Annotated in this window: 23 protein-coding genes; 15 read left to right on the forward strand and 8 right to left on the reverse strand. The window is 65.5% G+C overall.

Annotated features, from left to right (window positions below; all coding sequences use genetic code 11):
* Window positions 1-83 precede the first annotated feature (83 nt).
* The 3 genes from otsA (at window position 84) to VSR34_RS29570 (ending at window position 4,069) form a co-directional block, all read left to right on the forward strand.
* Window positions 84-1,490, forward strand: a complete 1,407-nt coding sequence (gene otsA, locus VSR34_RS29560; protein ID WP_342964228.1) for an alpha,alpha-trehalose-phosphate synthase (UDP-forming) — start codon at window positions 84-86, stop codon at window positions 1,488-1,490.
* Between the two features lie 97 nt (window positions 1,491-1,587).
* Window positions 1,588-2,754 carry an AAA family ATPase gene (locus VSR34_RS29565; protein ID WP_342964229.1) on the forward strand — a complete coding sequence of 389 codons (1,167 nt, stop codon included), beginning with the start codon at window positions 1,588-1,590 and terminating at the stop codon, window positions 2,752-2,754.
* Between the two features lie 247 nt (window positions 2,755-3,001).
* A complete protein-coding gene (locus VSR34_RS29570; protein WP_028213123.1) occupies window positions 3,002-4,069 on the forward strand; it encodes a glycosyltransferase family 4 protein in 1,068 nt (355 codons plus the stop codon).
* 39 nt (window positions 4,070-4,108) lie between these two features.
* Here VSR34_RS29570 and VSR34_RS29575 read toward each other — a convergent pair whose 3' ends face one another.
* From VSR34_RS29575 to VSR34_RS29585, 3 genes are all read right to left on the reverse strand, one after another.
* The gene (locus VSR34_RS29575) at window positions 4,109-4,696 is read right to left on the reverse strand and encodes a YSC84-related protein (RefSeq protein WP_028213124.1); all 588 of its coding nucleotides are present in this window, start codon (window positions 4,694-4,696) and stop codon (window positions 4,109-4,111) included.
* 115 nt (window positions 4,697-4,811) lie between these two features.
* On the reverse strand, window positions 4,812-5,255 hold the full coding sequence (locus VSR34_RS29580) for a hypothetical protein (RefSeq protein WP_028213125.1): 444 nt from the start codon (window positions 5,253-5,255) through the stop codon (window positions 4,812-4,814).
* Between the two features lie 294 nt (window positions 5,256-5,549).
* Window positions 5,550-5,870, reverse strand: a complete 321-nt coding sequence (locus VSR34_RS29585) for a PsiF family protein (protein ID WP_028213126.1) — start codon at window positions 5,868-5,870, stop codon at window positions 5,550-5,552.
* Between the two features lie 206 nt (window positions 5,871-6,076).
* Between VSR34_RS29585 and VSR34_RS29590 the strand changes: the two genes are divergently transcribed.
* Together VSR34_RS29590 and VSR34_RS29595 are read left to right on the forward strand one after the other, a co-directional pair.
* Window positions 6,077-6,373 (forward strand): YciI-like protein, encoded by a 297-nt coding sequence (locus VSR34_RS29590; protein ID WP_342964230.1) that lies wholly within the window; start codon window positions 6,077-6,079, stop codon window positions 6,371-6,373.
* A gap of 254 nt (window positions 6,374-6,627) precedes the next feature.
* Entirely contained in the window at window positions 6,628-6,849 is a 222-nt protein-coding gene (locus VSR34_RS29595; protein ID WP_028213128.1) for a hypothetical protein, read from the forward strand.
* Between the two features lie 30 nt (window positions 6,850-6,879).
* On the opposite strand, the gene VSR34_RS29600 is transcribed toward VSR34_RS29595, so the two are convergent.
* Window positions 6,880-7,737, reverse strand: coding sequence for a LysR substrate-binding domain-containing protein (locus VSR34_RS29600; protein WP_028213129.1), 858 nt, complete (start codon window positions 7,735-7,737; stop codon window positions 6,880-6,882).
* 122 nt (window positions 7,738-7,859) lie between these two features.
* Between VSR34_RS29600 and VSR34_RS29605 the strand changes: the two genes are divergently transcribed.
* The 7 genes from VSR34_RS29605 to VSR34_RS29635 all read left to right on the forward strand — a co-directional run bounded on the left by VSR34_RS29605 (window position 7,860) and on the right by VSR34_RS29635 (window position 13,041).
* The gene (locus VSR34_RS29605) at window positions 7,860-9,020 is read left to right on the forward strand and encodes a 2-aminoethylphosphonate--pyruvate transaminase (RefSeq protein ID WP_051390994.1); all 1,161 of its coding nucleotides are present in this window, start codon (window positions 7,860-7,862) and stop codon (window positions 9,018-9,020) included.
* 47 nt (window positions 9,021-9,067) lie between these two features.
* Entirely contained in the window at window positions 9,068-9,871 is an 804-nt protein-coding gene (gene phnX, locus VSR34_RS29610) for a phosphonoacetaldehyde hydrolase (protein WP_028213131.1), read from the forward strand.
* A 137-nt stretch (window positions 9,872-10,008) separates the two neighbouring features.
* On the forward strand, window positions 10,009-10,326 hold the full coding sequence (locus VSR34_RS29615; protein ID WP_342964231.1) for a YnfA family protein: 318 nt from the start codon (window positions 10,009-10,011) through the stop codon (window positions 10,324-10,326).
* Between the two features lie 327 nt (window positions 10,327-10,653).
* Window positions 10,654-11,226 (forward strand): cupin, encoded by a 573-nt coding sequence (locus VSR34_RS29620; RefSeq protein WP_028213133.1) that lies wholly within the window; start codon window positions 10,654-10,656, stop codon window positions 11,224-11,226.
* 68 nt (window positions 11,227-11,294) lie between these two features.
* Window positions 11,295-11,720: a PRC-barrel domain-containing protein gene (locus tag VSR34_RS29625; RefSeq protein WP_238327958.1), complete on the forward strand. Its 426-nt coding sequence runs from the start codon at window positions 11,295-11,297 to the stop codon at window positions 11,718-11,720.
* A 153-nt stretch (window positions 11,721-11,873) separates the two neighbouring features.
* Window positions 11,874-12,695, forward strand: coding sequence for a polyphosphate kinase 2 (ppk2, locus tag VSR34_RS29630; protein ID WP_342964232.1), 822 nt, complete (start codon window positions 11,874-11,876; stop codon window positions 12,693-12,695).
* 91 nt (window positions 12,696-12,786) lie between these two features.
* Entirely contained in the window at window positions 12,787-13,041 is a 255-nt protein-coding gene (locus tag VSR34_RS29635; protein ID WP_028213136.1) for a hypothetical protein, read from the forward strand.
* A 104-nt stretch (window positions 13,042-13,145) separates the two neighbouring features.
* Here the strand turns inward: VSR34_RS29635 and arcC are convergent, their stop codons facing one another.
* The 4 genes from arcC to arcD all read right to left on the reverse strand — a co-directional run bounded on the left by arcC (window position 13,146) and on the right by arcD (window position 17,885).
* Window positions 13,146-14,075 carry a carbamate kinase gene (arcC, locus tag VSR34_RS29640; RefSeq protein ID WP_342964233.1) on the reverse strand — a complete coding sequence of 310 codons (930 nt, stop codon included), beginning with the start codon at window positions 14,073-14,075 and terminating at the stop codon, window positions 13,146-13,148.
* A gap of 79 nt (window positions 14,076-14,154) precedes the next feature.
* Window positions 14,155-15,165 carry an ornithine carbamoyltransferase gene (locus VSR34_RS29645; protein ID WP_028213138.1) on the reverse strand — a complete coding sequence of 337 codons (1,011 nt, stop codon included), beginning with the start codon at window positions 15,163-15,165 and terminating at the stop codon, window positions 14,155-14,157.
* 79 nt (window positions 15,166-15,244) lie between these two features.
* Entirely contained in the window at window positions 15,245-16,501 is a 1,257-nt protein-coding gene (gene arcA, locus VSR34_RS29650; protein WP_028213139.1) for an arginine deiminase, read from the reverse strand.
* 16 nt (window positions 16,502-16,517) lie between these two features.
* Entirely contained in the window at window positions 16,518-17,885 is a 1,368-nt protein-coding gene (gene arcD / locus VSR34_RS29655; protein WP_342964237.1) for an arginine-ornithine antiporter, read from the reverse strand.
* 1,195 nt (window positions 17,886-19,080) lie between these two features.
* Here arcD and VSR34_RS29660 point away from each other — a divergent pair.
* The 3 genes from VSR34_RS29660 to VSR34_RS29670 form a co-directional block, all read left to right on the forward strand.
* Complete coding sequence (locus VSR34_RS29660) at window positions 19,081-20,085, forward strand: AraC family transcriptional regulator (RefSeq protein WP_342964234.1); 1,005 nt, start codon at window positions 19,081-19,083, stop codon at window positions 20,083-20,085.
* 236 nt (window positions 20,086-20,321) lie between these two features.
* Window positions 20,322-22,112, forward strand: a complete 1,791-nt coding sequence (locus VSR34_RS29665; protein WP_028213142.1) for an acyl-CoA dehydrogenase — start codon at window positions 20,322-20,324, stop codon at window positions 22,110-22,112.
* Window positions 22,113-22,162: 50 nt separating this feature from the next.
* Window positions 22,163-22,312, forward strand: a 150-nt coding sequence (locus VSR34_RS29670) for an FAD-dependent oxidoreductase (RefSeq protein ID WP_342964238.1), incomplete at its 3' end; no start/stop codon positions are given.

Raw genomic sequence — 22,312 nt, forward strand, 5'->3', positions numbered from 1 at the left:
GAAGCACAACTGCTGCACGGCGCCGGCCAGGGGAGATTCCGTCGCCGACGCAGCAGCGTGAAGACAGAACGAGGAACCGCAAGATGGGCAGACTCATAGTCGTCTCGAACCGCGTGGCGACGCCGACGGAAACCAAGGGCTCGGCGGGCGGGCTCGCGGTCGGTGTGTTCGGCGCGTTGAAGGACGCCGGCGGCGTATGGTTCGGCTGGAGCGGCGACGTGGTGAGCGAGACGGTGGCGAACGCGGGCCCGATGCTCGTCGAAGACGGCCCCGTCACCTTCGCGACAGTCGGCCTCACGCGCAAGGACTACGATCAGTACTACCGAGGATTTTCGAACGCCACGCTCTGGCCGGTCTTCCATTACCGCAACGATCTGGCGCGCTACGAGCGAGATGAATACGCGGGCTACCGTCGCGTGAACGCCTGGCTCGCGCACAAGCTCATGAAGCTGATCCACCCGGACGACAACATCTGGGTTCACGACTATCACCTCATTCCGTTTGCGGAAGCGCTGCGCGCCGAGGGCGTGCGTAACCGCATCGGATTCTTTCTGCATATTCCGTTTCCTGCGCCGCAGGTGCTGCAGACCATTCCACCGCATGACGAGCTTGTCAGATCGCTGTCCTGCTACGACCTGCTCGGCTTCCAGACGAGCAACGACCAGCAGGCGTTTCACGACTACATTGCGCGCGAAGCGCACGGCAAGGTGAGCATGCGGGCCGCGAACGAAGAGCATGGCGACGTCGAGGCCTATGGCCGCAAGCTGCGTACGGGCGTCTACCGCATCGGCGTGTTCCCGGACGAGATCGCCGCACAGGCCGCGCGCTACGAGAGCCGGCAGCACGTGCTCGACCTCAAGCAGAGCCTCGAAGGACGCAAGCTCATCATGAGCGTGGACCGTCTCGACTATTCGAAGGGGCTCGTCGAGCGCTTCCATGCGTTCGAGCAGTTGCTGGAGACGACGCCCGAATGGCGCGGCAAGGTCACGCTCGTGCAGATCGCGCCGCCGACGCGTTCCGACGTTGCCAGCTACAAGGTGATACGCGAGGAACTGGAGCGCGAGGCGGGCCGCATCAACGGCCGCTACTCGGGCCTCGACTACACGCCGATCCGCTATCTGAGTCAGCAGTACGACCGCTGGAAGCTGATGTCGCTGTTTCGCGAATCGCAGGTGGGTTATGTGACGCCGCTTCACGACGGCATGAACCTCGTCGCCAAGGAATACGTGGCCGCGCAGAATCCCGACGATCCGGGCGTGCTCGTGCTGTCGATCTTCGCGGGCGCCGCCGCCGAACTCACGGGCGCGCTGCTCGTGAATCCGCATGATGCGGCGAGCATGTCCGAGGCGCTGGAGCGCGCGCTCTCGATGCCGCTCGACGAGCGCCGCGCGCGCTACCAGACCAACATGGCGGCGCTCAGGCGCAACGATCTCGGCGTGTGGCGCGACAGCTTCCTGCGCGATCTCGCGGCGGTGCCGCAAGCGCGTTAATAACGCCCATCCTGAGCGCGCCCGCGCGCGGCGAGCGACGACGCATTGGCGCCATTGCGTATGATCCTCCGATGATCCGACCCGCACCGCCACGTTCATGCTGACGACGCTCGCCATTGCCAACTACCGCTCGCTGCGCGAGCTCATCGTGCCGCTCGGCGCGCTCAACGTCGTGACCGGTCCGAACGGCAGCGGCAAGTCGAATCTCTATCGCGCCCTGCGTCTGCTCGCGCTCACGGCGCGCGGCGGCGTGATTCCGTCGCTCGCGCGCGAGGGCGGTCTGCAATCCACGCTGTGGGCCGGCCCCGAGCGCTTTTCGCGCGCCGTCGCCGAGGGCGAGCATGCGGTGCAGGGCACGGTGCGCAAGGACGCGGTGAGCCTGCGCCTCGGTTTCGCCGGCGACGCGTTCGGCTACGCCATCGATCTGGGGCTGCCGCTGCCTTCGTCGACCTCGCAGTTTTCGCTCGATCCCGTGATCAAGCGCGAATGCATCTGGAGCGGTCCGGTCCTGCGGCCCTCGGCGCTGCTCGTGGACCGCCAGGGGCCGATGATCCGCATCCGCGACGACTCGGGCGAGTGGACGACGCTCGCGCAGCCCGTCGCCAGCTTCGACAGCATGATGACCGAGTTCGCCGACCCGCGCAGCGCGCCCGAGATGATCGCGGTACGCGAGCAGATCCGCTCGTGGCGCTTCTACGACCACTTCCGCACCGACGAGTACGCGGCGGCGCGCCAGGTGCAGATCGGCACGCACTCGCCGGTGCTCACGGACGACGGCGCGAACCTCGCCGCCGCGCTGCAGACGATCCGCGAGATCGGCGACGGCGCAGCGCTCGATATGGCGATCGGCGACGCCTTTCCGGGCGCGGGCATCGAAATCGTCAATCACGAGGGCCGCTTCGAGATCGCGCTGCGCCAGGAAGGGCTCTTGCGGCCGCTGCGCGGCGCCGAGCTTTCCGATGGCACCTTGCGCTATGTGCTGCTCGCGGCCGCGCTGCTGAGCCCGCGTCCGCCGGGGCTGCTCGTGCTCGACGAACCGGAAGCGAGCCTGCATCCGGACCTGCTGCCGTCGCTCGCGAGGCTCATCGCGCGAGCGTCGAAGCTGTCGCAGGTCATCGTCGTTTCGCACGCGGCGCGACTCGTCGCGGCGCTGGAGCGCGAGGCGGGGAGCCAGTCTATCGTGCTTGAACGGCGGCTTGGCGCCACCGGATTCGCCGATCCCGAAACGCTGGACGTGCCCGCGTGGAAATGGCCCGCGAGGTAGGGGAAACACGGGGGTTGTTTCGGCATGTAACACCATATAGAAAATTGAAAGACCAGCGGCGCGCGCGCCCGGCTTGCCGAATAATGGGGCGATCGCTGCGTAGCCGATGCGTGCCCGAAGCGGGCCCTGCGCGACTCCGTGCGAACCCGAACGAGGCTCGAACGGCGCGGAGGCCGGCCCCCGCCTGGCTTAGAATGACCCGCACCGCAAGACAGCGCAACGCGGCCCCGTTTTCTGGAGACACCTGATGAGAATTGCGCAGATCGCCCCGCTGACCGAGTCGGTTCCACCCAAGCTGTACGGCGGTACCGAGCGCGTCGTGTCGTATATCACCGAAGCACTGGTCGATCTCGGGCACGACGTCACGCTGTTCGCGAGCGGCGATTCGCTCACGAGCGCGAAGCTCGAGCCCGTGTGGCCGCGGGCGCTGCGGCTCGATCCCGGCATTCGCGACCGCATCGCGCCGCACATGCTCCTCATGGAAATGGTGCGCCGCCAGGCCGACCAGTTCGACGTGCTGCACTTCCATATGGACTACTACTCGTTTTCGGTGTTCAAGCGCCAGGAAACGCCGTTCGTGACGACGTTGCACGGCCGTCTCGATCTGCCCGAGCAGCAGCCGGTGTTCGACACGTTCAACACGGCACCCGTCATCTCGATTTCGAATGCGCAGCGCCAGCCCATGCCCCAGGCGCGCTGGCTGCGCACCGTCTACCACGGCCTGCCGGAGAAGCTCTACGTGCCGCAGCCGGTGGCGCCGCGTTACCTTGCGTTTCTCGGCCGCATTTCGCCGGAAAAGCGCGTCGATACCGCAATACGGATTGCCGGCCGCTGCGGTCTGCCCATTCGCATCGCGGCCAAGGTCGACGAGGCCGACCGCGAGTATTTCGAACGCGACATCAAGCCGTTGCTCGCGTTGCCGCATGTCGAGTACGTGGGCGAGATCAGCGACAGCCAGAAGGCCGAATTTCTCTCCGGCGCGCATGCGCTGCTGTTCCCCATCGACTGGCCGGAGCCCTTCGGCCTCGTCATGATCGAGGCGATGGCGTGCGGCACGCCCGTGGTCGCGTTCAATCGCGGCGCGGTGCCCGAGGTGGTCGAAGAGGGCGTGACGGGTTATATCGTCGAGGACGAGATCGGCGCCGTGGCGGCAGTGAACCGCATCTCGCACATTTCGCGCGCAGGCGTGAGACGTCGGTTCGACGAGCGCTTCACATCGCACCGCATGGCTCAGGAGTACGTGCAGGCGTACGAGGCCGTGATCCGCGCGAACAAGCGCTCGCGCTTCAAGGTGATCGATACGTCCGCGACCTGAGCGTCCGCGCGCCGGGCGCGCTAACGCGAAAGATGCGCGTTACAGTTCGAGTTTCGTGATCTTCGTGCCGCCGAGCGAGAGGTCGCCCATCAGCCCGCTATTGGTGAGCACGAAGACTTCAACGGGACGAGTGGCCGTGGTGGTATCGATCGTGCCGTTCGCGCCGACCTTCACGAGCGCGACGGAGGCGTCGCCGCCCACCGCCCAGCCGCTCGAATTCTGGAATTTGGCGAGCGCTTCGTCCGTCATGAAGAGGTAGATGACGGACTTCGACTGCGCGCCCAGCGTCGCGCCAACCGATGCCGAAGACGTGCTGAAGAAGCCGACGGTCTTGCCGCCCACGCGTAGCGCACCGTCGCCGTGCTCGCCTCCTACGCCGATACCTGCCTGAATCACGCGCGGAAACACCAGGATGCCACGAGCCTTGCCGACCAGATCGCGCGATCCGGGCACGGTTTGATAGAGGCGCGACAACGTGGCGTCGACATCGGCGTCGATCGACTGGGCGCGCGACGCATTGGCGGCAGCGTCAGGCGTTTGGCTGCCGGTGGTGGTGCAGCCCGTAAGCGCCGCTGCGCCGAGAAAGATCGCGGTTGAGGCCTTCAAGAGGAAGCGAGATACGGTCATCTTGTTCTCCGTTGGGTTGCGGGCGCCGCTGATCGGTTATACAGGAACGTTGCAGTCCGTTCGTCGAGGCGGCGCAGGGCGAACGCCGCACGAAGGGTCGGCCTCGCAATGACGTCTAGTGCTCGGGCACCGGCTTGGTCGTGGGCCGCCGCAACGCGCGCTTCACGCCGCCGATCAGCACGCCGATTGCGAGCAGCACTGCAGCAGGCACGACCCAGTAGCCGACGAACGCACGCCACAGGTAGCCGGCGAGCGTCGAGCGCCGCACCGCGTATTCGTCACGCGCGTCCTGTTGTCGCCTGGCGTTCGCCGCGAGCACGTCGGCGGGGCAGCCGGCCGCGCGCGCCGTTTCGGGCGTGCCGTGGCAGCGCAGCGGGGCCCCCGCGGCGCGTTGGGCATCCGTGAACGTCCAGGTGGCCAGCGCGTGTTGCAGGTCCGCGCGGTTATACGCCATCTCGTCCTGAGCCTCACGCACCGCGACGATCATCACGGGCACGAGCCAGAAGACGATCACCATCAGCCAGCGGCGAAACCAGCGGTTCTTGTGTCTCCATGCCATCTGCGCCTCCGTTCGATACCTTTGGCATCAACGTCAACGCGACGGCCCGATGGCTATGTGGGATGTCGTTGGGGAAGGGCCGCCGCTGCAGCCATCATAGGAGAAAAACGGCGCGGCCGAATGGGGGGAGCAGACGCGATTGCGCGCAGACCGCCGATGATTCGCACAACGCAAGGCCCGCGTGCCGGCTAACAGTGAAACGCTGCAGTGCACAACACCGCGCATAAAAAAGCGCCGCAGCAAACGCTGCGGCGCGCGGATCCTGACGTTGGGCAGTGGGCCCGGACGCTTCGCTCAGGTCTTCGTCGAGAGGCACTGCTTCATGAATGCCTTGCGGTCGTCGCCTTTCTTGTCGCCGGCCTGCGTGTTGCACGCCTTCATGCGTTCCTGCTGGGTCATCGTGGGTGCCGGGGCGCCGGCGGCCGAAAGACATTGCTTCATGAACGCCTTGCGGTCGTCGCCTTTCTTGTCGCCGGCCTTGGCGTTGCAGTCCTTCATCTTGTTCTGCTGGCTATTCGCCGCGGGCGCGGAGGCGGGCGCGGCCGTTTGCGCGAACGCCGGAGCGGCCAGCACGCCGCCCAGTACGATTGCAGCAATGACGGATTGCATCTTCATCGTTGACTCCCTTGAATTGGACGTTGTCGGTAGACGTGCGGCCAGGCCGTGAATGGCGGGCGCACCTCCAGCGCGCAGCTATTATTGGCGTAGCCGCCATTAAAACGACGCTGCGGCGTATTCGGTTGACGAAGACGCCGCTGCCCGACGGTCATCGGCGGCCGTCCCGCCAGCCCACTTCGGCCGCAACAGCACGGAGAACGCCCATGCATTACCTCTTGATGTACGAACTCGCCGACGATTACCTCGAACGCCGCCCCGAGCACCGCGGCGCGCATCTGGCGCTCGCCTGGGCCGCGGCCGAACGCGGTGAACTGCTGCTCGCGGGCGCGATCGCCGATCCCGTCGACAGTGCGCTGCTGCTCTTTCAGGGCGACAGCCCGGCCGCTGCGGAAGCGTTTGCGCGCGCCGACCCTTACGTGTGCTCCGGTCTCGTGAAGAACTGGCGTGTGCGTCCGTGGCAAACGGTGGTGGGCGAGCACGCTTCGAATCCGGTGCGATAGGGGTGCGATAGGGTGCAATAGGGTGCGATAAGGCACGACGGCAGCAATCGAGGCAAGAAGTCCGGCTCCGGGGCGGCTCGATCTTGCGCGCGGCCATGGGGCTCGCCGGCAGCGTTCATGCCGGGCGGGCGCGCATACCAGCGTCAGCGCGATTCAATGGCGGGCCGCGCTCATTTGCATACGCGGATTTCTCGTTTGGCGCGGGCGCACAGCCTCGTTACGATGAACCCGATACCGCCACCGAAGGGCCCGCCATGTCAGAATCCGTCTCCTTCAAGCCCCGCGTCGTCGAACCGGTCGTGCCCGATGCGCCCGACGGGCTCGGGCTCGCAGTCGAACTGTGGCTGGCACGCCCGGTCGATGGCATTGCGGGCCGCGCGCTGCGGATTCATTTGCGCCACGGCGCGCGCATGGACCAGGCCGAGACGTTGCGCGATCTGCTCCATGCGGTTGCCACGGAGATCGTCGTGTCGTGAGCGTTCGCGTGTGGCCAGGCTCGCTTCCGCTCAGACGAGCGGCGTGGCAAAGAGCGCGTCGAGCAGCTTCGACGAGGACGTGTCGGCAAGGCGCGTGAGCGATTCGACCATGCGCACCTGGCAGTCCACGAGCGGCAGCATGCGAATGCGCCGCGACTCGCCAAACTCCGCGTGCGCGATCACCCCGACACCCACGCCATGCGCGATGGCGGTCTGCAGTGCCTCGCGTCCGTCCACATAGAGCACGGGTTGCACCTGCAGGCCTTTGCGCACCAGCTCCGCTTCGAGCAGTTGCTGCGTTACCGAATGCGTTTCGCGAAACACCATCGGCTCGCGCACGAGTTCCTCGTAGGTCATGCGGCGCTTTTTCGCGGTCGGGCTCTCGGCGGGCACGACGGCGACCAACGGTTCTTCGCGCAGCACGCGGGCCTGCAAGCGACTATGCACCTGTCGCGCGGCGGTAATGGCCGCATCGGCTTCGCTCGCGAGTACGCGGCGCATGCATTCCGTCGCGTTTGCGATGGTGAGCTTGATGACCACCCCGGGATAACGCCGCCTGAATGCGCCTATCAGTTTGATCGCGAGGTCGGGCGCGTCGGCCGCGAGCGCGAGTTCGCCCGATTCGAGCGCGCCCGCGGCTTCGAGCAGCCGCCGCGCATCGCGCTCGCAGCCCACCATCTGCCGCGTGAGCGCAAAGAGCCGCCGTCCGAGTTCGGTGGGTTCGACGCCGCGCGGTCCACGCTCGAACAGCTTGACCCCGAAATCCTGCTCGAGCCGCCGTACGTGGTCCGACACGGCGGGCTGCGTAAGCGAGAGCGCCCGCGCGGCGCGCGAGAATCCGCCGTGTTCTGCGACTGCGTGAAAAGCCCGCAATTGCGCATATTGCATGCGATGCCCCTTGATGCGCCGATAAGTGCAGGTTATATGCACATCGATTATATCGATTTTACCGATGGCCCGCGCTGCGCTAACGTGTCGGCATCGACTCTTTTGCGCCTACCGCAGCCCCCATGTCCCTTCCTGCCGAGCCGTATCTCCTGACCCCCGGACCTTTGACCACCGCGGCGTCGACCAAGGCCGCGATGCAGCGCGACTGGGGCTCGTGGGACGCCGACTTTCGGGCGATGACCGCGCAACTCCGTGCCGCGTTGCTCGAAATCGCCGGCGACGAGCGCGGCGAATTCGACTGCGTGCCGCTGCAGGGCAGCGGAAGCTATTGCGTCGAGGCGATGCTCGGCAGCTTCGTGCCGCGCGACGGCCATGCGCTCGTGCTGGCCAATGGTGCGTACGGCAAACGCATCGCCACGACGCTGCGCTATCTCGGCCGCCGCCACACGGTCCACGACACGGGCGACTACCTGCCGCCGCGCGCGGCCGATGTGGAGCAGTTGCTCGCCACGAACCCTGACATCACGCACGTCGTGGCGGTGCACTGTGAAACCAGCTCGGGCATCCTCAACCCGATCGAAGAGATCGCCGCCGTGACAGCGCGCCAGGGCCGGCGTCTCCTGATCGATTCGATGAGCGCCTTCGGCGCGCTGCCGCTCGACGTGCGCACCCTGCCGTGCGACGCGTTCGTCTCGTCGGCGAACAAATGCATCGAAGGGGTGCCGGGCTTCGGCTTCGTGATTGCGAAAAAAGAAGTGCTGCGCGACGCGAAGGGCGTAAGTCACTCGCTCTCGCTCGATCTGCACGACCAGTGGGACGCCATGAACCGCACCGGCCAGTGGCGCTTCACGCCGCCCACGCACGCGGTTGCCGCATTCATCGAGGCACTGCGGCTGCACGCGCTCGAAGGCGGCCAGCCCGGGCGTCTCGCGCGCTACGCGCGCAACCGCGACGTGCTCGTCGAGGGCATGCAAGGACTCGGCTTCGAGCCGTTGCTCACGCAACGCTGGCGCTCGCCCATCATCGTCACGTTTTTCTCGCCGGCCGATCCGGCCTTCGATTTCGCGCGCTTCTACGAGTTCATGAAGGCGCAGGGTTTCATCATCTATCCGGGCAAGCTGACGAGCGTGGAGAGCTTCCGCATCGGCTGCATCGGCGCGCTCGATGAAACCGTCATGCGCCGCGTCGTGGCCGCTTGCGGCGAAGCCTTGCGCACGCTCGGCGTGGCGAGCGCGGCCCCCGCGCCGCTCGACCTCGGCGCGCGCGAGGCGCTCGCGGTTTGATGCCCGCATCCGTCACCACTTCTCACCCTCGATTCTTTGGCAGGACTATGAAACACGTCAAGGCAGTGATCTTCGACTGGGCCGGCACCGTGGTCGACTACGGTTCGCGCGCGCCGATGGGCGCCTTCGTCGAGACCTTCGAGGAATTCGGCGTGCCGATCACGATCGAAGAAGCACGCGGTCCGATGGGTATGGCCAAGCGCCCGCATATTGCAGCGCTGCTCGCGCTGCCGCGCGTCGCGGCGGCATGGGAAACGCGCTACGGCCATGCGCCGGGCGAGGCAGACATCGACGCCGTGTATGACGTCTTCGTGCCGAAGAACGTCGCCGTGGCCGCGCAGTACAGCGACGTGATTCCAGGTGTCGCGGCCGTGACCGCCGCGCTGCGCGCCGACGGCGTGCGCATCGGCTCGACTACGGGGTACACGCGCGAGATCATCGACCGCATCGTGCCGGTCGCAAAGGCGCAGGGCTTCGAGGCGGACAGCATCGTCTGCACCGGCGACACGCCCGAGGGCCGCCCATCGCCCTACATGATCTATCGCACGCTGCCAGAACTGGGCGTGTGGCTCGCGCGCGAGGCGATCAAGGTGGACGACACCGAAGTCGGCATCGAAGAGGGCATCAACGCGGGGACGTGGGCGGTCGGCGTCGCCGTGAGCGGCAACGCGTTCGGGCTTGCCGAGGAAGCAGTCCGCGCCCTCGCGCCGGACGAGTTCGCGCGCCGCCGGGCGGCGGCGGTGGAGCGTCTGCGGGCGGCGGGCGCGCACTATGTGATCGACAGCGTCGCCGATCTGCTGCCCGTGGTGAACGAGATCGATGCGCGGCTCGCGCGCGGCGAGCGTCCCTGAGCGCCCCGGCCCGCGCCTCCCAGCGGGCGCGTGCCTGATTCTGCCAATGTCGCGCGAATGGACTTTGCAGCGACCTGCGTTACCATGGGCGCCCCTGCCATAGAGGCCAGCATTTTGCCAATACGTGGCCGCCGCCCATGAAGACGTTCCTGCTTTTCGTCGTGACCGCGCTCGCCGAGATCATCGGCTGCTATCTGCCTTACCGCTGGCTGCGCGAAGGCGCGAGCGCGTGGCTTCTCCTGCCCGCCGCGGTTTCGCTCGCGCTCTTCGCGTGGCTGCTCACGCTCCATCCCACGGCTGCGGGGCGCACGTATGCGGCTTACGGCGGCGTGTATGTCTGCGTCGCCATCCTGTGGCTGTGGGCCGTCGAGGCCGTCCGGCCGAGCCCGTGGGATTGGGCCGGTATCGCGTTCACGCTTTGCGGCATGGCGCTCATCATGTTCCAGCCGCGCTGATCGGTGCGTCGCCGTGCGATAGCAGGGCGCGTCCTGACGCTGAACCGCTGCGGCATCGGTCCTTCGTTGCCTCGTGGTGCGGCTCCATGTGGCCCTCCACCGCAGATACGTGCCGCGTGGCACCCGCCATCCCGGAGGACTGGAGAAAATGCTTCGGAAAGCTAACTGATACTCGGGCGATGCGCCATGCATGACGGCCGGTACGCCAGTTGCTATGTGAACGTCGGGCACAGTCTATGGAACACAAACGCATCGAGCGTCCAGGCAAGCAGCGCGACGAACGAGTCCGGCGCGGCAGGGGGCAGCGATGCGAAGGGGGCAACGACGATGCACGAAAATCGCGTTTTTCATTTTCCCGGCAAAGCTCGCGAAACCCGCCCAGCCCAAGGGAAAGGCAGCGTCGAGGCCTTCCATCTGGCCCCGCATGGCTGGGTGCCGAACAACGCGCGCTTGCCGGTGATCGTCTATCGGCGCGCGCTCGCACCCGGCGCCCAGGACCTCGCGCGCGCGTTCAGCGAGCGTTTCGAGGCGAACGGCTGGCCGGTGCGACGATTCGACGGCTTGTTCGACTATCACCATTACCATGCCACGGCGCACGAGGTGCTCGGTGTATTCGCGGGCACGGCCGAATTGATTCTCGGCGGCCCGGGCGGGCGGGTGCTGCGCTTGCGTGCAGGCGACGCGTTGTTGCTCCCGGCTGGCACGGGTCATTGCCTGCTCTCGCTCGCGGGTGGCTTTCGCGTGGCGGGCGGGTATCCGCGCGGGCAGCAGTGGGATATTCGGCGCGGCGCGCCCACGCCGGCCGAGTTGCGGATCATGCAGGCGCTGCCGTTTCCGCCGACCGATCCCGTCGACGGCGAGCATGGGCCGCTGGTCGAGCATTGGCTCGCGTCGGCGTGAAGCCCCGGGCACAGCGCTTGCATCCCCTCGGTCGTCACCGTGCATCGCGCACGAGGGAGGGGGAGGCCATGACGACCCGATCGAATCGCCTGCTGCGCCGGATGCCGTTGGGCCACGCTGGCGCGCTCATCGTTGCGCTGTGTTGCACATCGGGCGCGGCGACGGCCGTCCACGCACAGGGTGCGCCGCAATCGATCGCCGTGCAGCGCATGGCGACGGTGCAGTCCGGCACGGGCTTTCGCGCCTCCCGGCTGGTGGGCTCCGATGTCTACGACAACAACGGCAGCAAGATCGGCACGATCGACGACATCGTGCTCGAGTCGCCCAACCAGGGCGCCTTCGCGATCCTCTCCGTGGGCGGGTTCCTCGGCATGGGCAAGCATCTCGTCGCGGTGCCGTTCAATGATCTGCGCATCGACAGCCGGCAGATCGTGCTGCGGACCGACAAGGCGCAACTGCAGGCCATGCCCGAATTCAACTACGCACACGATTGATCGATCCCTGCGCGAGCGTGCCTGTTGCTCCGCAAGGCGAACCGTTCCCTGGTCCGCAGTCCGCCTTGGTCCAAAGTCCTATTGCGCGCCCCTGTCCCACGCACCATAGTGGAACGATGCCTCGTGGGAGGCCTCACGGCGGGGAGCATTTCGATGGCGAAGAATGCGGAAGCGAAGGCGCAGCAGGCGGAAGAGCCCGTGGAGAAGCTCGGCGAAAAGGCCTATCAAAAGGAACTGGCGCGGCTGCATGGCGAACTCGTCCGGCTGCAGGAATGGGTCGTCGCGAATCGCAAGCGGGTTTGCATTTTATTCGAGGGGCGCGACGGAGCAGGCAAGGGCGGCACGATCAAGGCGCTCACCGAACGCGTGAGCCCGCGCGTGTTCCGCGTGTTCGCGCTGCCCGCGCCCACGGAGCGCGAGAAGTCCCAGATGTACTTCCAGCGCTACCTGCCGCTGCTGCCCGCCGCGGGCGAAATCGTGGTATTCGACCGGAGCTGGTACAACCGTGCCGGCGTCGAGCGCGTGATGGGCTTTTGCACGCCACAACAGGCGAACGAGTTCCTGCGCGGCGTGCCGCTCATCGAGCGTGCCATCATCGACTCGGGCACGATCCTCATCAAGTTCTGGCTCGAGGTCAGCCAGAAAGAGCAGACACGTCGCCTCGAAGGTCGCATCAACGATCCGCGCAAGGTCTGGAAACTTTCCCCCATGGACCTCGAATCGTATAGCCGCTGGTACGATTACTCACGCGCGCGCGACGAGATGTTCGACATGACGGATACGCCGGAAACGCCGTGGTTCGTGGTCCGGTCCGACGACAAGAAGCGCGGGCGTCTGAACGTCATCCAGCATATTCTGGACGCCATTCCGTACGAACCGCTGCCGCGCCGAAAGATCACGCTGCCGGAGCGCCAGAAGGCACAAGGCTACCGTGACCCGGACTACGCTTACCGGTACGTGGCCGAAAAGTTCTGACTCGTCCGGCACCTCGACCGGCGCGTCTTCTCGTCACGCCGAAGCAAACGACACTATCATCACGATTGAACGCTCATGAGGGGTAGACACCATGGCCGATCTGCTGCTGGGAAATATCGACGAACACGTCACCGACGCTGAAATCAGCGAGTTTCTGGAGCGCTACGGCTTTCCGCCGTTCGATGCGATTCAGCGTCTAGAGGGGTCGGGCCGGCCCGGCGCGCTGCTCACGTTCAACGAGGCGAGCGAGGAGGGACTGCGCAGGTTGCAGGGGCGCATCAACAACCTGTTCTGGCGCGAGCACACCATCAGCGCGCAGGTGATGCCGCCCGCGCGCGAGGAGTAGAGCACAGACGCGACAGGGCGCGCACCGCCGCTTTGCCCGCCGCGGTGCGCGCCCTGACTTTCAGTGGCTGCTGCTTTCAGGCGCCGTTTTCTGGCGGCCCGAACTCAATAGAAGATCAGCCCCGGCCTCGCCGTGCTCACGCGCGTGCCTGCTTTGCCCTGCGTAATCGCCACGATGTCGGCCAGCGCGCCGATCACCGCATCCTTGCCCGTGTTGCGCGCGAACTCCGCAGCCGCCATGACCTTCGGCCCCATCGATCCGGCCGCGAAGCCGAGCTTCTCCAGCTCGTCGGGATGCGCGCTCGCGATCGCCTTTTGCGTCGACTTGCTCCAGTCGATGTAGGCGGCGTTCACGTCGGTGGCGATGATGAGCATGTCGGCCTCCAGCTCCTGCGCGAGCAGGGCCGAGCACAAATCCTTGTCGATCACGGCCTCGACGCCGCCGAGCTTGTGGCCTTCGCCATAGAGCGTCGGAATGCCGCCGCCGCCCGCGCAGATCACGATCGTGCCGCGCTCCAGCAGCCATTTCACCGGGCGGATCTCGAAGATGTGTTTCGGCCTCGGGCTCGCCACCACGCGGCGGAACTTGTCGCCGTCGGGCGCGATGGCCCAGCCGCGCTCGGCGGCGAGTTTCTCCGCCTGTTCCTTCGTGTAGACCGGGCCGATCGGCTTGCTCGGATGCTGGAACGCCGGGTCGTGCGCGTCCACCTCGACCTGGGTGAGGATGGTTGCGAAGGGCACCTCGTAGGGCAACAGGTTGCCGAGCTCCTGTTCGATCATGTAGCCGATCATGCCTTCGGTCTGGGCACCGAGCACGTCGAGCGGATAACCGGGCACGTCCTTGTAGGCCTCGCCCTGCAGCGCGAGCAGCCCGACCTGCGGCCCGTTGCCGTGCGCGATCACCAGTTCGTTACCCTGTGCGATCTGCGCGATCTGGGTGGCCGCGAGGCGCACGTTTTCGCGCTGGTTTTCCGCCGTCATCGGCTCGCCGCGACGCAGCAGCGCGTTGCCGCCAAGCGCAATCACGATTCGCATGATGCACTCCCATGGTTGTGCGTGTCGTTGGAGCAGGGCGGGCGCACCGTGGCGCACCCGCCTCGCAAGACGGTGCGGCTCAGATGTCGGCGAGCGTGGAAACGAGGATCGCCTTGATCGTATGCATGCGGTTTTCCGCTTGCTCGAAGGCGAGATTCAGCGGCGACTCGAACACTTCTTCCGTCACCTCGACGCCGTTCTTCAACTCGGGATATTTGTCGGCGATCTGTTTGCCGACCTTCGTCTCGCTGTTGTGAAAGGCGGGCAGGCAGTGCATGAAGCGTGTTTGCGCGCTGCCGCTCGCCTTCATGAGCGCCATGTTTACCTGGTAGGGCAGCAGCACCTTGATGCGCTCGCCCCAGGCTTCCATCGGCTCGCCCATCGACACCCACACGTCGGTGTGGACGAAGTCCACGTCCTTCACGGCCTCTCTGGGGTCTTCGGTGAGCAGCATGCGCGCGCCGCTTTCCTCGGCGAACTTCTTGCAGTCCGCCACGAGTTCGTCATGCGGCCAGAGCGACTTTGGCGCGGCGATACGCACGTCCATGCCGAGCTTCGCGCCGACGAGCAGCAGCGAATTGCCCATGTTGTTGCGGGCGTCGCCCACATACGCGTAGCTGATCTGCGTGAGCGCCTTGTCGGAATGCTCGCGCATGGTGAGCACGTCGGCGAGCATCTGCGTGGGATGGTATTCGTCGGTCAGCCCGTTGAACACCGGCACGCCCGCGAACTTCGCGAGCTCCTCGACGATTTCCTGCTTGAACCCGCGATACTCGATCGCGTCGTACATGCGGCCCAGCACGCGCGCGGTGTCCTTCATGCTCTCCTTGTGGCCGATCTGCGAGGAGGTCGGATCGATGTAGGTGACATTCGCGCCCTGGTCGTACGCGGCGACCTCGAACGCGCAGCGCGTGCGCGTGGAGGTCTTTTCGAAGATGAGCGCAATGTTCACACCCTTGAGGTGCTGCTGCTCGGTACCCGTGTACTTGGCGCGCTTGAGGTCGCGCGAGAGGTCGAGCAGGTATCTCAGCTCGCGGGGGGTGTGATGCATCAGGCTGAGCAGGCTGCGGTTGCGCAGGTTGAAAGCCATGTCGTTTCTCCATTGCGAATACGGTTGGTGTGCTGAGGGTAGGCGACCGATCTGGCCACTACGTCAGTCACGAAAACTTTCAGTACTCCACGGCATCGCGCACGATCGGACAGGTCATGCAGTGGCCGCCGCCGCGCCCGCGGCCCAACTCGCTCGCCGTGATCGTGATGACCTCCACGCCGGCCTTGCGCAGCAGCGTGTTCGTATAGGTGTTGCGGTCGTAGCCGATCACGACGCCGGGCTCGATGCACACCACGTTGTTGCCGTCGTCCCATTGCTCGCGCTCGGCCTCGAACGCGTTGCCGCCGGTCTGGACGATGCGCAGGCTCTTCAAACCCAGCGCCTCGGCCACGACATCGACGAAGGGCTTTTCCTCGCGGCGCAGGTCGAGCTTCGAGGGACTCTTGTCGTCGGGGCGAATCGAAAACGGCACGATTTCGTTGACCACTTCGGGGAAGATCGTCACGAGGTCGCGATCGCAGAAGCTGAACACCGTATCGAGGTGCATGGCCGCGCGCGACTTGGGCAGGCCCGCAACGACGATGCGCCTGGCGCCGCCCTTGGCGAAGATGTTCTGCGCGAGACGCCCGATGGCCTGGCGGCTCGTGCGCTCGCCCATGCCGATCAGCACGACGCCGTTGCCAATTGGCATCACGTCGCCGCCTTCGAGCGTGGCCGCGCCGTGGTCCTCGTCGGGGTCGCCGTACCAGACCTCGAAGTCCTTGCCGGCGAAGTCGGGGTGGTACCGGTAGATGGCCGTGGTGAGCAGCGTTTCCTGGCGGCGCGCCGGCCAGTACATCGGATTGAGCGAGACGCCGTTGTAAATCCAGCAGGTGGTGTCGCGCGTGAAGGTGCTATTGGGCAGCGGCGCGAGCACGAAGCTCGAATAGCCGAGATAACGGCGAAATTCCTTGAGGATCTTGCTTTGTTCGGTATCCGGAATATCTTCCGCCACCACGCCGCCAATCAGGAATTCCGCGATCTTGCGCGGCTCGAGCCCTTCGAGCCAGCTGCGCACCTCGCCTGCGAGCGAAACGCCCACGGTCTCGGGGCGAACCTTGCGGTCAAGAATGTACTTGAGTGCCTCGGGGTGCTGCACCGTTTCGGTAAGCAGATTGTGCATCTCGAGGACATCCACGCCGCGTTCGCGCATCTTCGTTACGAAGTCGAAGTGGTCGCGCTTCGCCTGGCTGACCCAGATGACGTCGTCGTAGAGAAGCTCGTCGCAGTTGCTGGGCGTGAGGCGCAGATGCGCGAGACCGGGTGAGCAAACCATGACCTTGCGCAGCTTGCCCGACTCGGAGTGTACGCCGAAGGCGACAGTGTCCGTACTCATCATGGAACTCCTCGAATCAGAGGGTGAGAAAGCCCTTGTACAGGCCGAACGCCGCCACCAGTGCGCCAAGCAGAACGGCGGCGAAAACGAATTTTTCGATGTTCGTGAAGACGGGCTGGCCGACCTCGCGCTTGGCGCGCGCGAACAGCACGATGCCCGGCGCGTAGAGGAGTGCGGAGAGCAGCACGTATTTGAGGCCGCCCGCGTAGATGAGCCAGACGGCATAGATCACGGCGACACCCGCGATGACGAGATCCTTGTTGCGCTCGCCACTGTCGGCTTCGTAGGTCTCGCCGCGCACCGCGAGCAGCAAAGCGTAGGCAGCGGACCAGAAGTACGGCAGCAGGATCATCGAGGTCGCGAGATAGATGAGCGAGAGATACGTGCCCTTCGAGAACAGCGTGATGACGAGGAAAATCTGCACCATGCCGTTCGTGAGCCACAGCGCGTTGGCCGGCACGTGCTTCGCGTTCTCCTTGCGCAGGAAGTTCGGCATGGTGTGGTCGCGTGCGGCCGAAAAAATGATTTCGGCGCACAGCAACACCCAGGAGAGCAGTGCGCCCGCGAGCGACACGACGAGACCCACGCTGATCAGAATTGCGCCCCAGTGTCCGACCACGTTTTCGAGCACGCCGGCCATCGAGGGGTTCTGCAACGCCGCTAGCTTGGGCTGCGTGAGTATGCCCAGCGAAAGCACATTGACGAGCACGAGCAGGAGCAGCACGCCGACGAAGCCGATGACGGTGGCCTTGCCCACATCGCTGCGCTTCTCGGCGCGGGCCGAGAAGATGCTCGCGCCTTCGATGCCGATGAACACCCAGACGGTCACGAGCATCATGTTGCGGACCTGGTTCGTCACGCTGCCGAGCTTGGGGTTCAACTGGCCCCAGAAGTCGGCTGTGAAGGTGGCGCCGCTGAACGCAAACGCACAAATGATGATGAAGAGGCACAGCGGCACCAGTTTCGCGACCGTCGTTATCTGGTTGACGATCGCCGCTTCCTTGATGCCCCGCAGCACGAGAAAGTGCAGCGCCCAGAGCAGCACCGAGGCGCAGATGATGGAGATCGGTGTATTGCCCTCCCCGAAGATCGGGTAGAAGTAGCCTAGCGTGCTGAACAGGAGAACGAAGTAACCGACATTGCCGAGCCAGGCGCTGATCCAGTAGCCCCATGCCGAGCCGAAACCCATATAGTCGCCGAAGCCGGCTTTCGCATAGGCGTAGACCCCGCCGTCTAGTTCGGGCTTGCGCAAGGCTAGCGACTGGAACACGAATGCGAGCATGAGCATGCCGACCGCGGTGATCGCCCAGCCGATCAGTACGGCGCCAGCATCGGCGCTGGCCGCCATGTTTTGCGGCAGGGAAAAGATGCCGCCGCCCACCATCGAGCCGACGACGAGGGCGGTGAGCGCGCCGAGACGCAATTTGTTGGCGGCGGCCGGTGCGGCGGCGCGATCGGGTGCGGCAGCGGGGCCAGGCGTAGACGTCGATTCGGACATGAGCGGTCTCCAGAACGAGCCGGCTGGGTCGCACATCTCGCGCTGCGCGCCCAAACCGTGAGCTTGCTTGTGCCTGCGACTGCAGCGCGGATTTCGCGACGGGGAAATGCAAGCCGTGTCGCTACGCGCTCAATCTGATAGGGGGAGTGAAATCTGGCAATAAGACCTTGGTCCGATATGGGGAGATGAATCGGTGCAATTGAATTAAAGCGGCCGGAGCATGGCATTTTTATGACCGGGAATTATGCGAACTGCGTACAGAAAAACGACGGGCCGAGCGTGATGGGAAAAGCGCATTGCGCGCCGGAAAACGCCTTTTGGCAACTCGCACCCATTGAGGCACCTTGTTGGACGGCGTAAGGAGGGGCATTTAGGGATGTTGCGTCGCGCCATTTTTCGGATTCGATATTTTTCGAGCCAGGGCGACAGGCGTGCTGCACTCTTTGGATTAATTCCAAAATGAATCGACTCCGGTAAAAATCGTTCCAATCCGTCTTTTATTCGAAATATTGAGAATAATTGCGACGCGCATCGAATGCGATCATCGGTCAGCGGGGGGCGGCGCTCGGCGAAGCGGCGGGTTCGGTCACGCAGGCCGCACTCGTTTATCTGGAGAACGAAACGACTGAGGCGGGATGTTAATGGACACCGTCGCGGCGGATGGCCGACGAGCGAGTGCAGTTGCAGCGGGGCGAGGGGCTGCCTTCCCATGCCGTTGCCCATTGAACGCGAACTGACCCTCGACACTGCGCGAGCGCGCCCGCTGGCGTCCCTGAACTGTTCCCTGCATGCCGGCTTCGGCACCGTTAGTGCAGACGAACCTGCAAGAGCCCTCCGCATCGGGATGGGCAGCCGCTCGAGCAGGTCGCGAATCCTGCCACCGTCGCCAACCCTGACAGTCCCGCATGGTTCGCAGCGTTCGCGCGGAGCGGAGCGGTGTGACTTGACGCGACGGCGGCCCGGCGCGCGCAATCGGAAGACTTTTGGGGCGCGATGCGCCGCGCCGTTTTAAAATAGCGCGCAAGCTCGCGCGAGCGCGTGCCCCTGTTGCCTGATTCCAGCCGCTTCCTGTCGCCAACGCATGCCATCGCCTAGCGCCACCGTCCCCATTTCGCTCGTCAACGGCTTTCTGGCCGCCGCCGATGCAGAACCCGCCGTGATTCGCCGCTATCTCAACGAAGCGGGCATCGCGCCGGAACTGCTCGCCAAGCCCGGCGGACGCGTGACCGAGGAACAGTTTTCAAATCTCTATCAAACCCTCGCCATCGAACTCGACGACGAGATGCCCGGTATCTTCAGCCGGCCGCTGCGCAGCGGCACCCTCAAGTTTCTGTGCCTGAGCCTGCTTGACGCACGCAACCTCGAAACGGCGCTGCATCGATTCGACCAGTTCTTCCATATCGTGCTCGACGATTTCCGGCTCGAATCGCGCCGCGAGGGGTTTGTCGCCCAGGTGACATTGCGCGCCAACCCGGCATACGGTGCAATTGGGCCGTTGGGCCAGGAGCTGATGCTCAAGCTCGCGCACGGCGTCTCGTCCTGGCTGATCGGCCAGCGCATCCCGCTCCTGCAAGTCGATTTCGCCTGCCCGCAGCCGCCACACGCACTCGATCACCGGTATTTCTTTTCGGGGCCCGTGCGCTTTGGCTGCGAGGCCACGCTCATGCGCTTCAGCGCGGCCTACCTCGACATGCCGATCCGGCAGAGCAAGCGCAACCTGCGCGCGTTCCTCGCGCGCTCGCCCGGCGACTGGATCTTCGAGACATTCAGCGAGCAGCTCGTGAGCCACAACGTGCGCCAGTATCTCGCCGCGCAACTGCCCGTTCTGCCGACTATCGAGCAGACGGCTGAGAGCCAGCACTGCTCGGTGCGCACGCTCTGCCGGCGCCTCGCCGCCGAGAAGACGACGTTCCAGGCGCTCAAGGACGAGCTGCGCCGCGACGTGGCGATCCAGCGCCTCACCGACACACAGGACACGATCGCGGCCATCGGGGGCGATCTCGGCTTCGATGATCCGAGCGCCTTCCATCGCGCGTTTCGCCACTGGACCGGCAGCACGCCGGGCACCTACCGGCGCCACGGCTGAACGCCGGACCGCGCGCGACGTTAGCGAACGCCTTGTCAAAGCGGCCAGGGCCAACCCCAATGGATGGTCGATGCAGCCGAAAACGTGGCCAGAATTGTCACCATATGGTCCGGTTTGGACAGTGGTGACGCCTCCATTTGGCGCTAGGATTCGTCCTGTACTGCTGCCTCGTGGCCATCTTTGCAAGCGGCCCGGCGGCGCCTCCAATTTATCCCTGTGTGACTGGAAGACCGATCATGAGCTATAACGCCCCCGTCAAGGACATGCTGTACGTGCTGAAAGAGCTGGCCGGCATCGACGCCGTCGCAACCCTGCCGGGTTTCGAAGACGCCGGCATCGACACCGCCCAGGCGGTGCTCGACGAGTGCGCGAAGCTGTCCGGTGAAGTCATCGCGCCGCTGAACGTGGAAGGCGACCGCGCGCCGAGCAGCTGGCGCGACGGCGAGGTCACGGCCACGCCGGGTTTCGCGGCGGCGTTCCGCCAGTATGTCGAGGGCGGCTGGCAGGGCCTTCAGCATCCGACCGAATTCGGCGGCCAGGCGCTGCCCAAGCTGATCGCCACGCCCTGCATCGAAATGCTCAACGCGGCGAACCTCTCGTTCGCGCTGTGCCCGTTGCTCACCGACGGCGCCATCGAGGCGCTGCTCACGGCGGGCAGCGACGAGCTCAAGGCGCGCTACGTGCCGAAGCTCATCTCGGGCGACTGGACCGGCACGATGAACCTGACCGAGCCGCAGGCGGGCTCCGACCTCGCGCTGGTGCGCTCGCGCGCCGAGCCGCAGGGCGACGGCACGTACAAGGTCTTCGGCACGAAGATCTTCATCACGTGGGGCGAGCACGACATGGCCGAGAACATCGTCCATCTCGTGCTGGCGCGCACGCCGAACGCGCCCGAAGGCGTGAAGGGCATTTCGCTCTTCGTCGTGCCGAAGTTCCTCGTGAACGAAGACGGGACGCTGGGCGCGCGCAACGACGTGCATTGCGTGTCGATCGAGCACAAGCTCGGCATCAAGGCGAGCCCGACGGCCGTGCTGCAATACGGCGACAACGGTGGCGCGATCGGCTATCTCGTGGGCGAGGAGAACCGCGGCCTCGAATACATGTTCATCATGATGAACGCGGCGCGCTTCGGCGTGGGCATGCAGGGCATCGGCGTGGCCGATCGCGCCTACCAGAAGGCCGTGGTCTATGCCAAGGAGCGCGTGCAGAGCCGCCCCGTCGATGGCTCGCTCAAGCAGTCGGCTACCATCATCCATCACCCCGACGTGCGCCGCATGCTCGGCTCGATGCGCGCCATGACCGAAGGCGCGCGCGCGCTCGGCTATGTCGCGGCCGCCTATAGCGACGTTGCGCACTTCCACGCCGACGCCGAAGTGCGGGCGCGCAACCTGGCGATCTACGAGTACCTCGTGCCGATCGTGAAGGGCTGGAGCACCGAGATGGTCAACGAGGTGACGAGCCTCGGCGTGCAGGTGCATGGCGGCATGGGCTTCATCGAAGAAACGGGCGCCGCGCAGTACTACCGCGATGCGCGCATTCTCGCCATCTACGAAGGCACCACGGCGATTCAGGCAAACGACCTGGTCGGCCGCAAGACGGTGCGCGACGGCGGTGCGGTCGCGAAGGCGCTGCTTGCCGACATCGCACAGACTGCAGAAGCGCTCGGCGCAGCGGGCGGCGCGGCGGCCCAGTCGATGCGCACGCAACTGGAGAAGGGCGCGAGCGCGCTTTCGAATGTCGTCGATTACGTGGTTGCGAACGTCAAGAGCGATCCGAACGCGGTGTTCGCGGGCAGCGTGCCGTATTTGAAGCTCGCGGGCATCGTGCTGTGCGGCTGGCAAATGGCCCGCGCGCTGCTGGTCTCGCAACGCGAACTCGCGAACGATCCCGAGTTCCACGGCGCCAAGATCGCAATCGCGCAGTTCTACGCGGAGCACATTCTCCCGCAGGCGGCCGGCCTCGAAACCGCGGTCCTCGCCGGCAAGGGTGACGCTGGCGTGCTCGCGCTGAGCGAAGTGCAGTTCTGAGCCGGTGCCGCCGGGCGCCGGGAAGCAAGCAAGGAAGTAAGGAAGAGGATATGTCGTCGAGTGATCTGATTGCGCAGTACGGCCCACGCGAGTCGATGGAATACGACGTGGTGATCGTCGGCGGCGGCCCCGCCGGGCTGTCCGCGGCGATCCGCCTGAAGCAGCTGGCCGCCGAAAAAGGCGCTGAAATTGGCGTCTGC

This window comes from Paraburkholderia sp. JHI2823, from assembly GCF_038900695.1.
GTDB lineage: Bacteria > Pseudomonadota > Gammaproteobacteria > Burkholderiales > Burkholderiaceae > Paraburkholderia > Paraburkholderia mimosarum.

Excerpts from the sequence above, each read along its gene's own strand:
- otsA (WP_342964228.1), top strand. The coding sequence starts at position 84 with ATGGGCAGACTCATAGTCGTCTCGAACCGCGTGGCGACGCCGACGGAA.
- VSR34_RS29565 (WP_342964229.1), top strand. The coding sequence starts at position 1,588 with ATGCTGACGACGCTCGCCATTGCCAACTACCGCTCGCTGCGCGAGCTC.
- VSR34_RS29570 (WP_028213123.1), top strand. The coding sequence starts at position 3,002 with ATGAGAATTGCGCAGATCGCCCCGCTGACCGAGTCGGTTCCACCCAAG.
- VSR34_RS29575 (WP_028213124.1), bottom strand. The coding sequence starts at position 4,696 with ATGACCGTATCTCGCTTCCTCTTGAAGGCCTCAACCGCGATCTTTCTC.
- VSR34_RS29580 (WP_028213125.1), bottom strand. The coding sequence starts at position 5,255 with ATGGCATGGAGACACAAGAACCGCTGGTTTCGCCGCTGGCTGATGGTG.
- VSR34_RS29585 (WP_028213126.1), bottom strand. The coding sequence starts at position 5,870 with ATGAAGATGCAATCCGTCATTGCTGCAATCGTACTGGGCGGCGTGCTG.
- VSR34_RS29590 (WP_342964230.1), top strand. The coding sequence starts at position 6,077 with ATGCATTACCTCTTGATGTACGAACTCGCCGACGATTACCTCGAACGC.
- VSR34_RS29595 (WP_028213128.1), top strand. The coding sequence starts at position 6,628 with ATGTCAGAATCCGTCTCCTTCAAGCCCCGCGTCGTCGAACCGGTCGTG.
- VSR34_RS29600 (WP_028213129.1), bottom strand. The coding sequence starts at position 7,737 with ATGCAATATGCGCAATTGCGGGCTTTTCACGCAGTCGCAGAACACGGC.
- VSR34_RS29605 (WP_051390994.1), top strand. The coding sequence starts at position 7,860 with ATGTCCCTTCCTGCCGAGCCGTATCTCCTGACCCCCGGACCTTTGACC.
- phnX (WP_028213131.1), top strand. The coding sequence starts at position 9,068 with ATGAAACACGTCAAGGCAGTGATCTTCGACTGGGCCGGCACCGTGGTC.
- VSR34_RS29615 (WP_342964231.1), top strand. The coding sequence starts at position 10,009 with ATGAAGACGTTCCTGCTTTTCGTCGTGACCGCGCTCGCCGAGATCATC.
- VSR34_RS29620 (WP_028213133.1), top strand. The coding sequence starts at position 10,654 with ATGCACGAAAATCGCGTTTTTCATTTTCCCGGCAAAGCTCGCGAAACC.
- VSR34_RS29625 (WP_238327958.1), top strand. The coding sequence starts at position 11,295 with ATGACGACCCGATCGAATCGCCTGCTGCGCCGGATGCCGTTGGGCCAC.
- ppk2 (WP_342964232.1), top strand. The coding sequence starts at position 11,874 with ATGGCGAAGAATGCGGAAGCGAAGGCGCAGCAGGCGGAAGAGCCCGTG.
- VSR34_RS29635 (WP_028213136.1), top strand. The coding sequence starts at position 12,787 with ATGGCCGATCTGCTGCTGGGAAATATCGACGAACACGTCACCGACGCT.
- arcC (WP_342964233.1), bottom strand. The coding sequence starts at position 14,075 with ATGCGAATCGTGATTGCGCTTGGCGGCAACGCGCTGCTGCGTCGCGGC.
- VSR34_RS29645 (WP_028213138.1), bottom strand. The coding sequence starts at position 15,165 with ATGGCTTTCAACCTGCGCAACCGCAGCCTGCTCAGCCTGATGCATCAC.
- arcA (WP_028213139.1), bottom strand. The coding sequence starts at position 16,501 with ATGAGTACGGACACTGTCGCCTTCGGCGTACACTCCGAGTCGGGCAAG.
- arcD (WP_342964237.1), bottom strand. The coding sequence starts at position 17,885 with ATGGTGGGCGGCGGCATCTTTTCCCTGCCGCAAAACATGGCGGCCAGC.
- VSR34_RS29660 (WP_342964234.1), top strand. The coding sequence starts at position 19,081 with ATGCCATCGCCTAGCGCCACCGTCCCCATTTCGCTCGTCAACGGCTTT.
- VSR34_RS29665 (WP_028213142.1), top strand. The coding sequence starts at position 20,322 with ATGAGCTATAACGCCCCCGTCAAGGACATGCTGTACGTGCTGAAAGAG.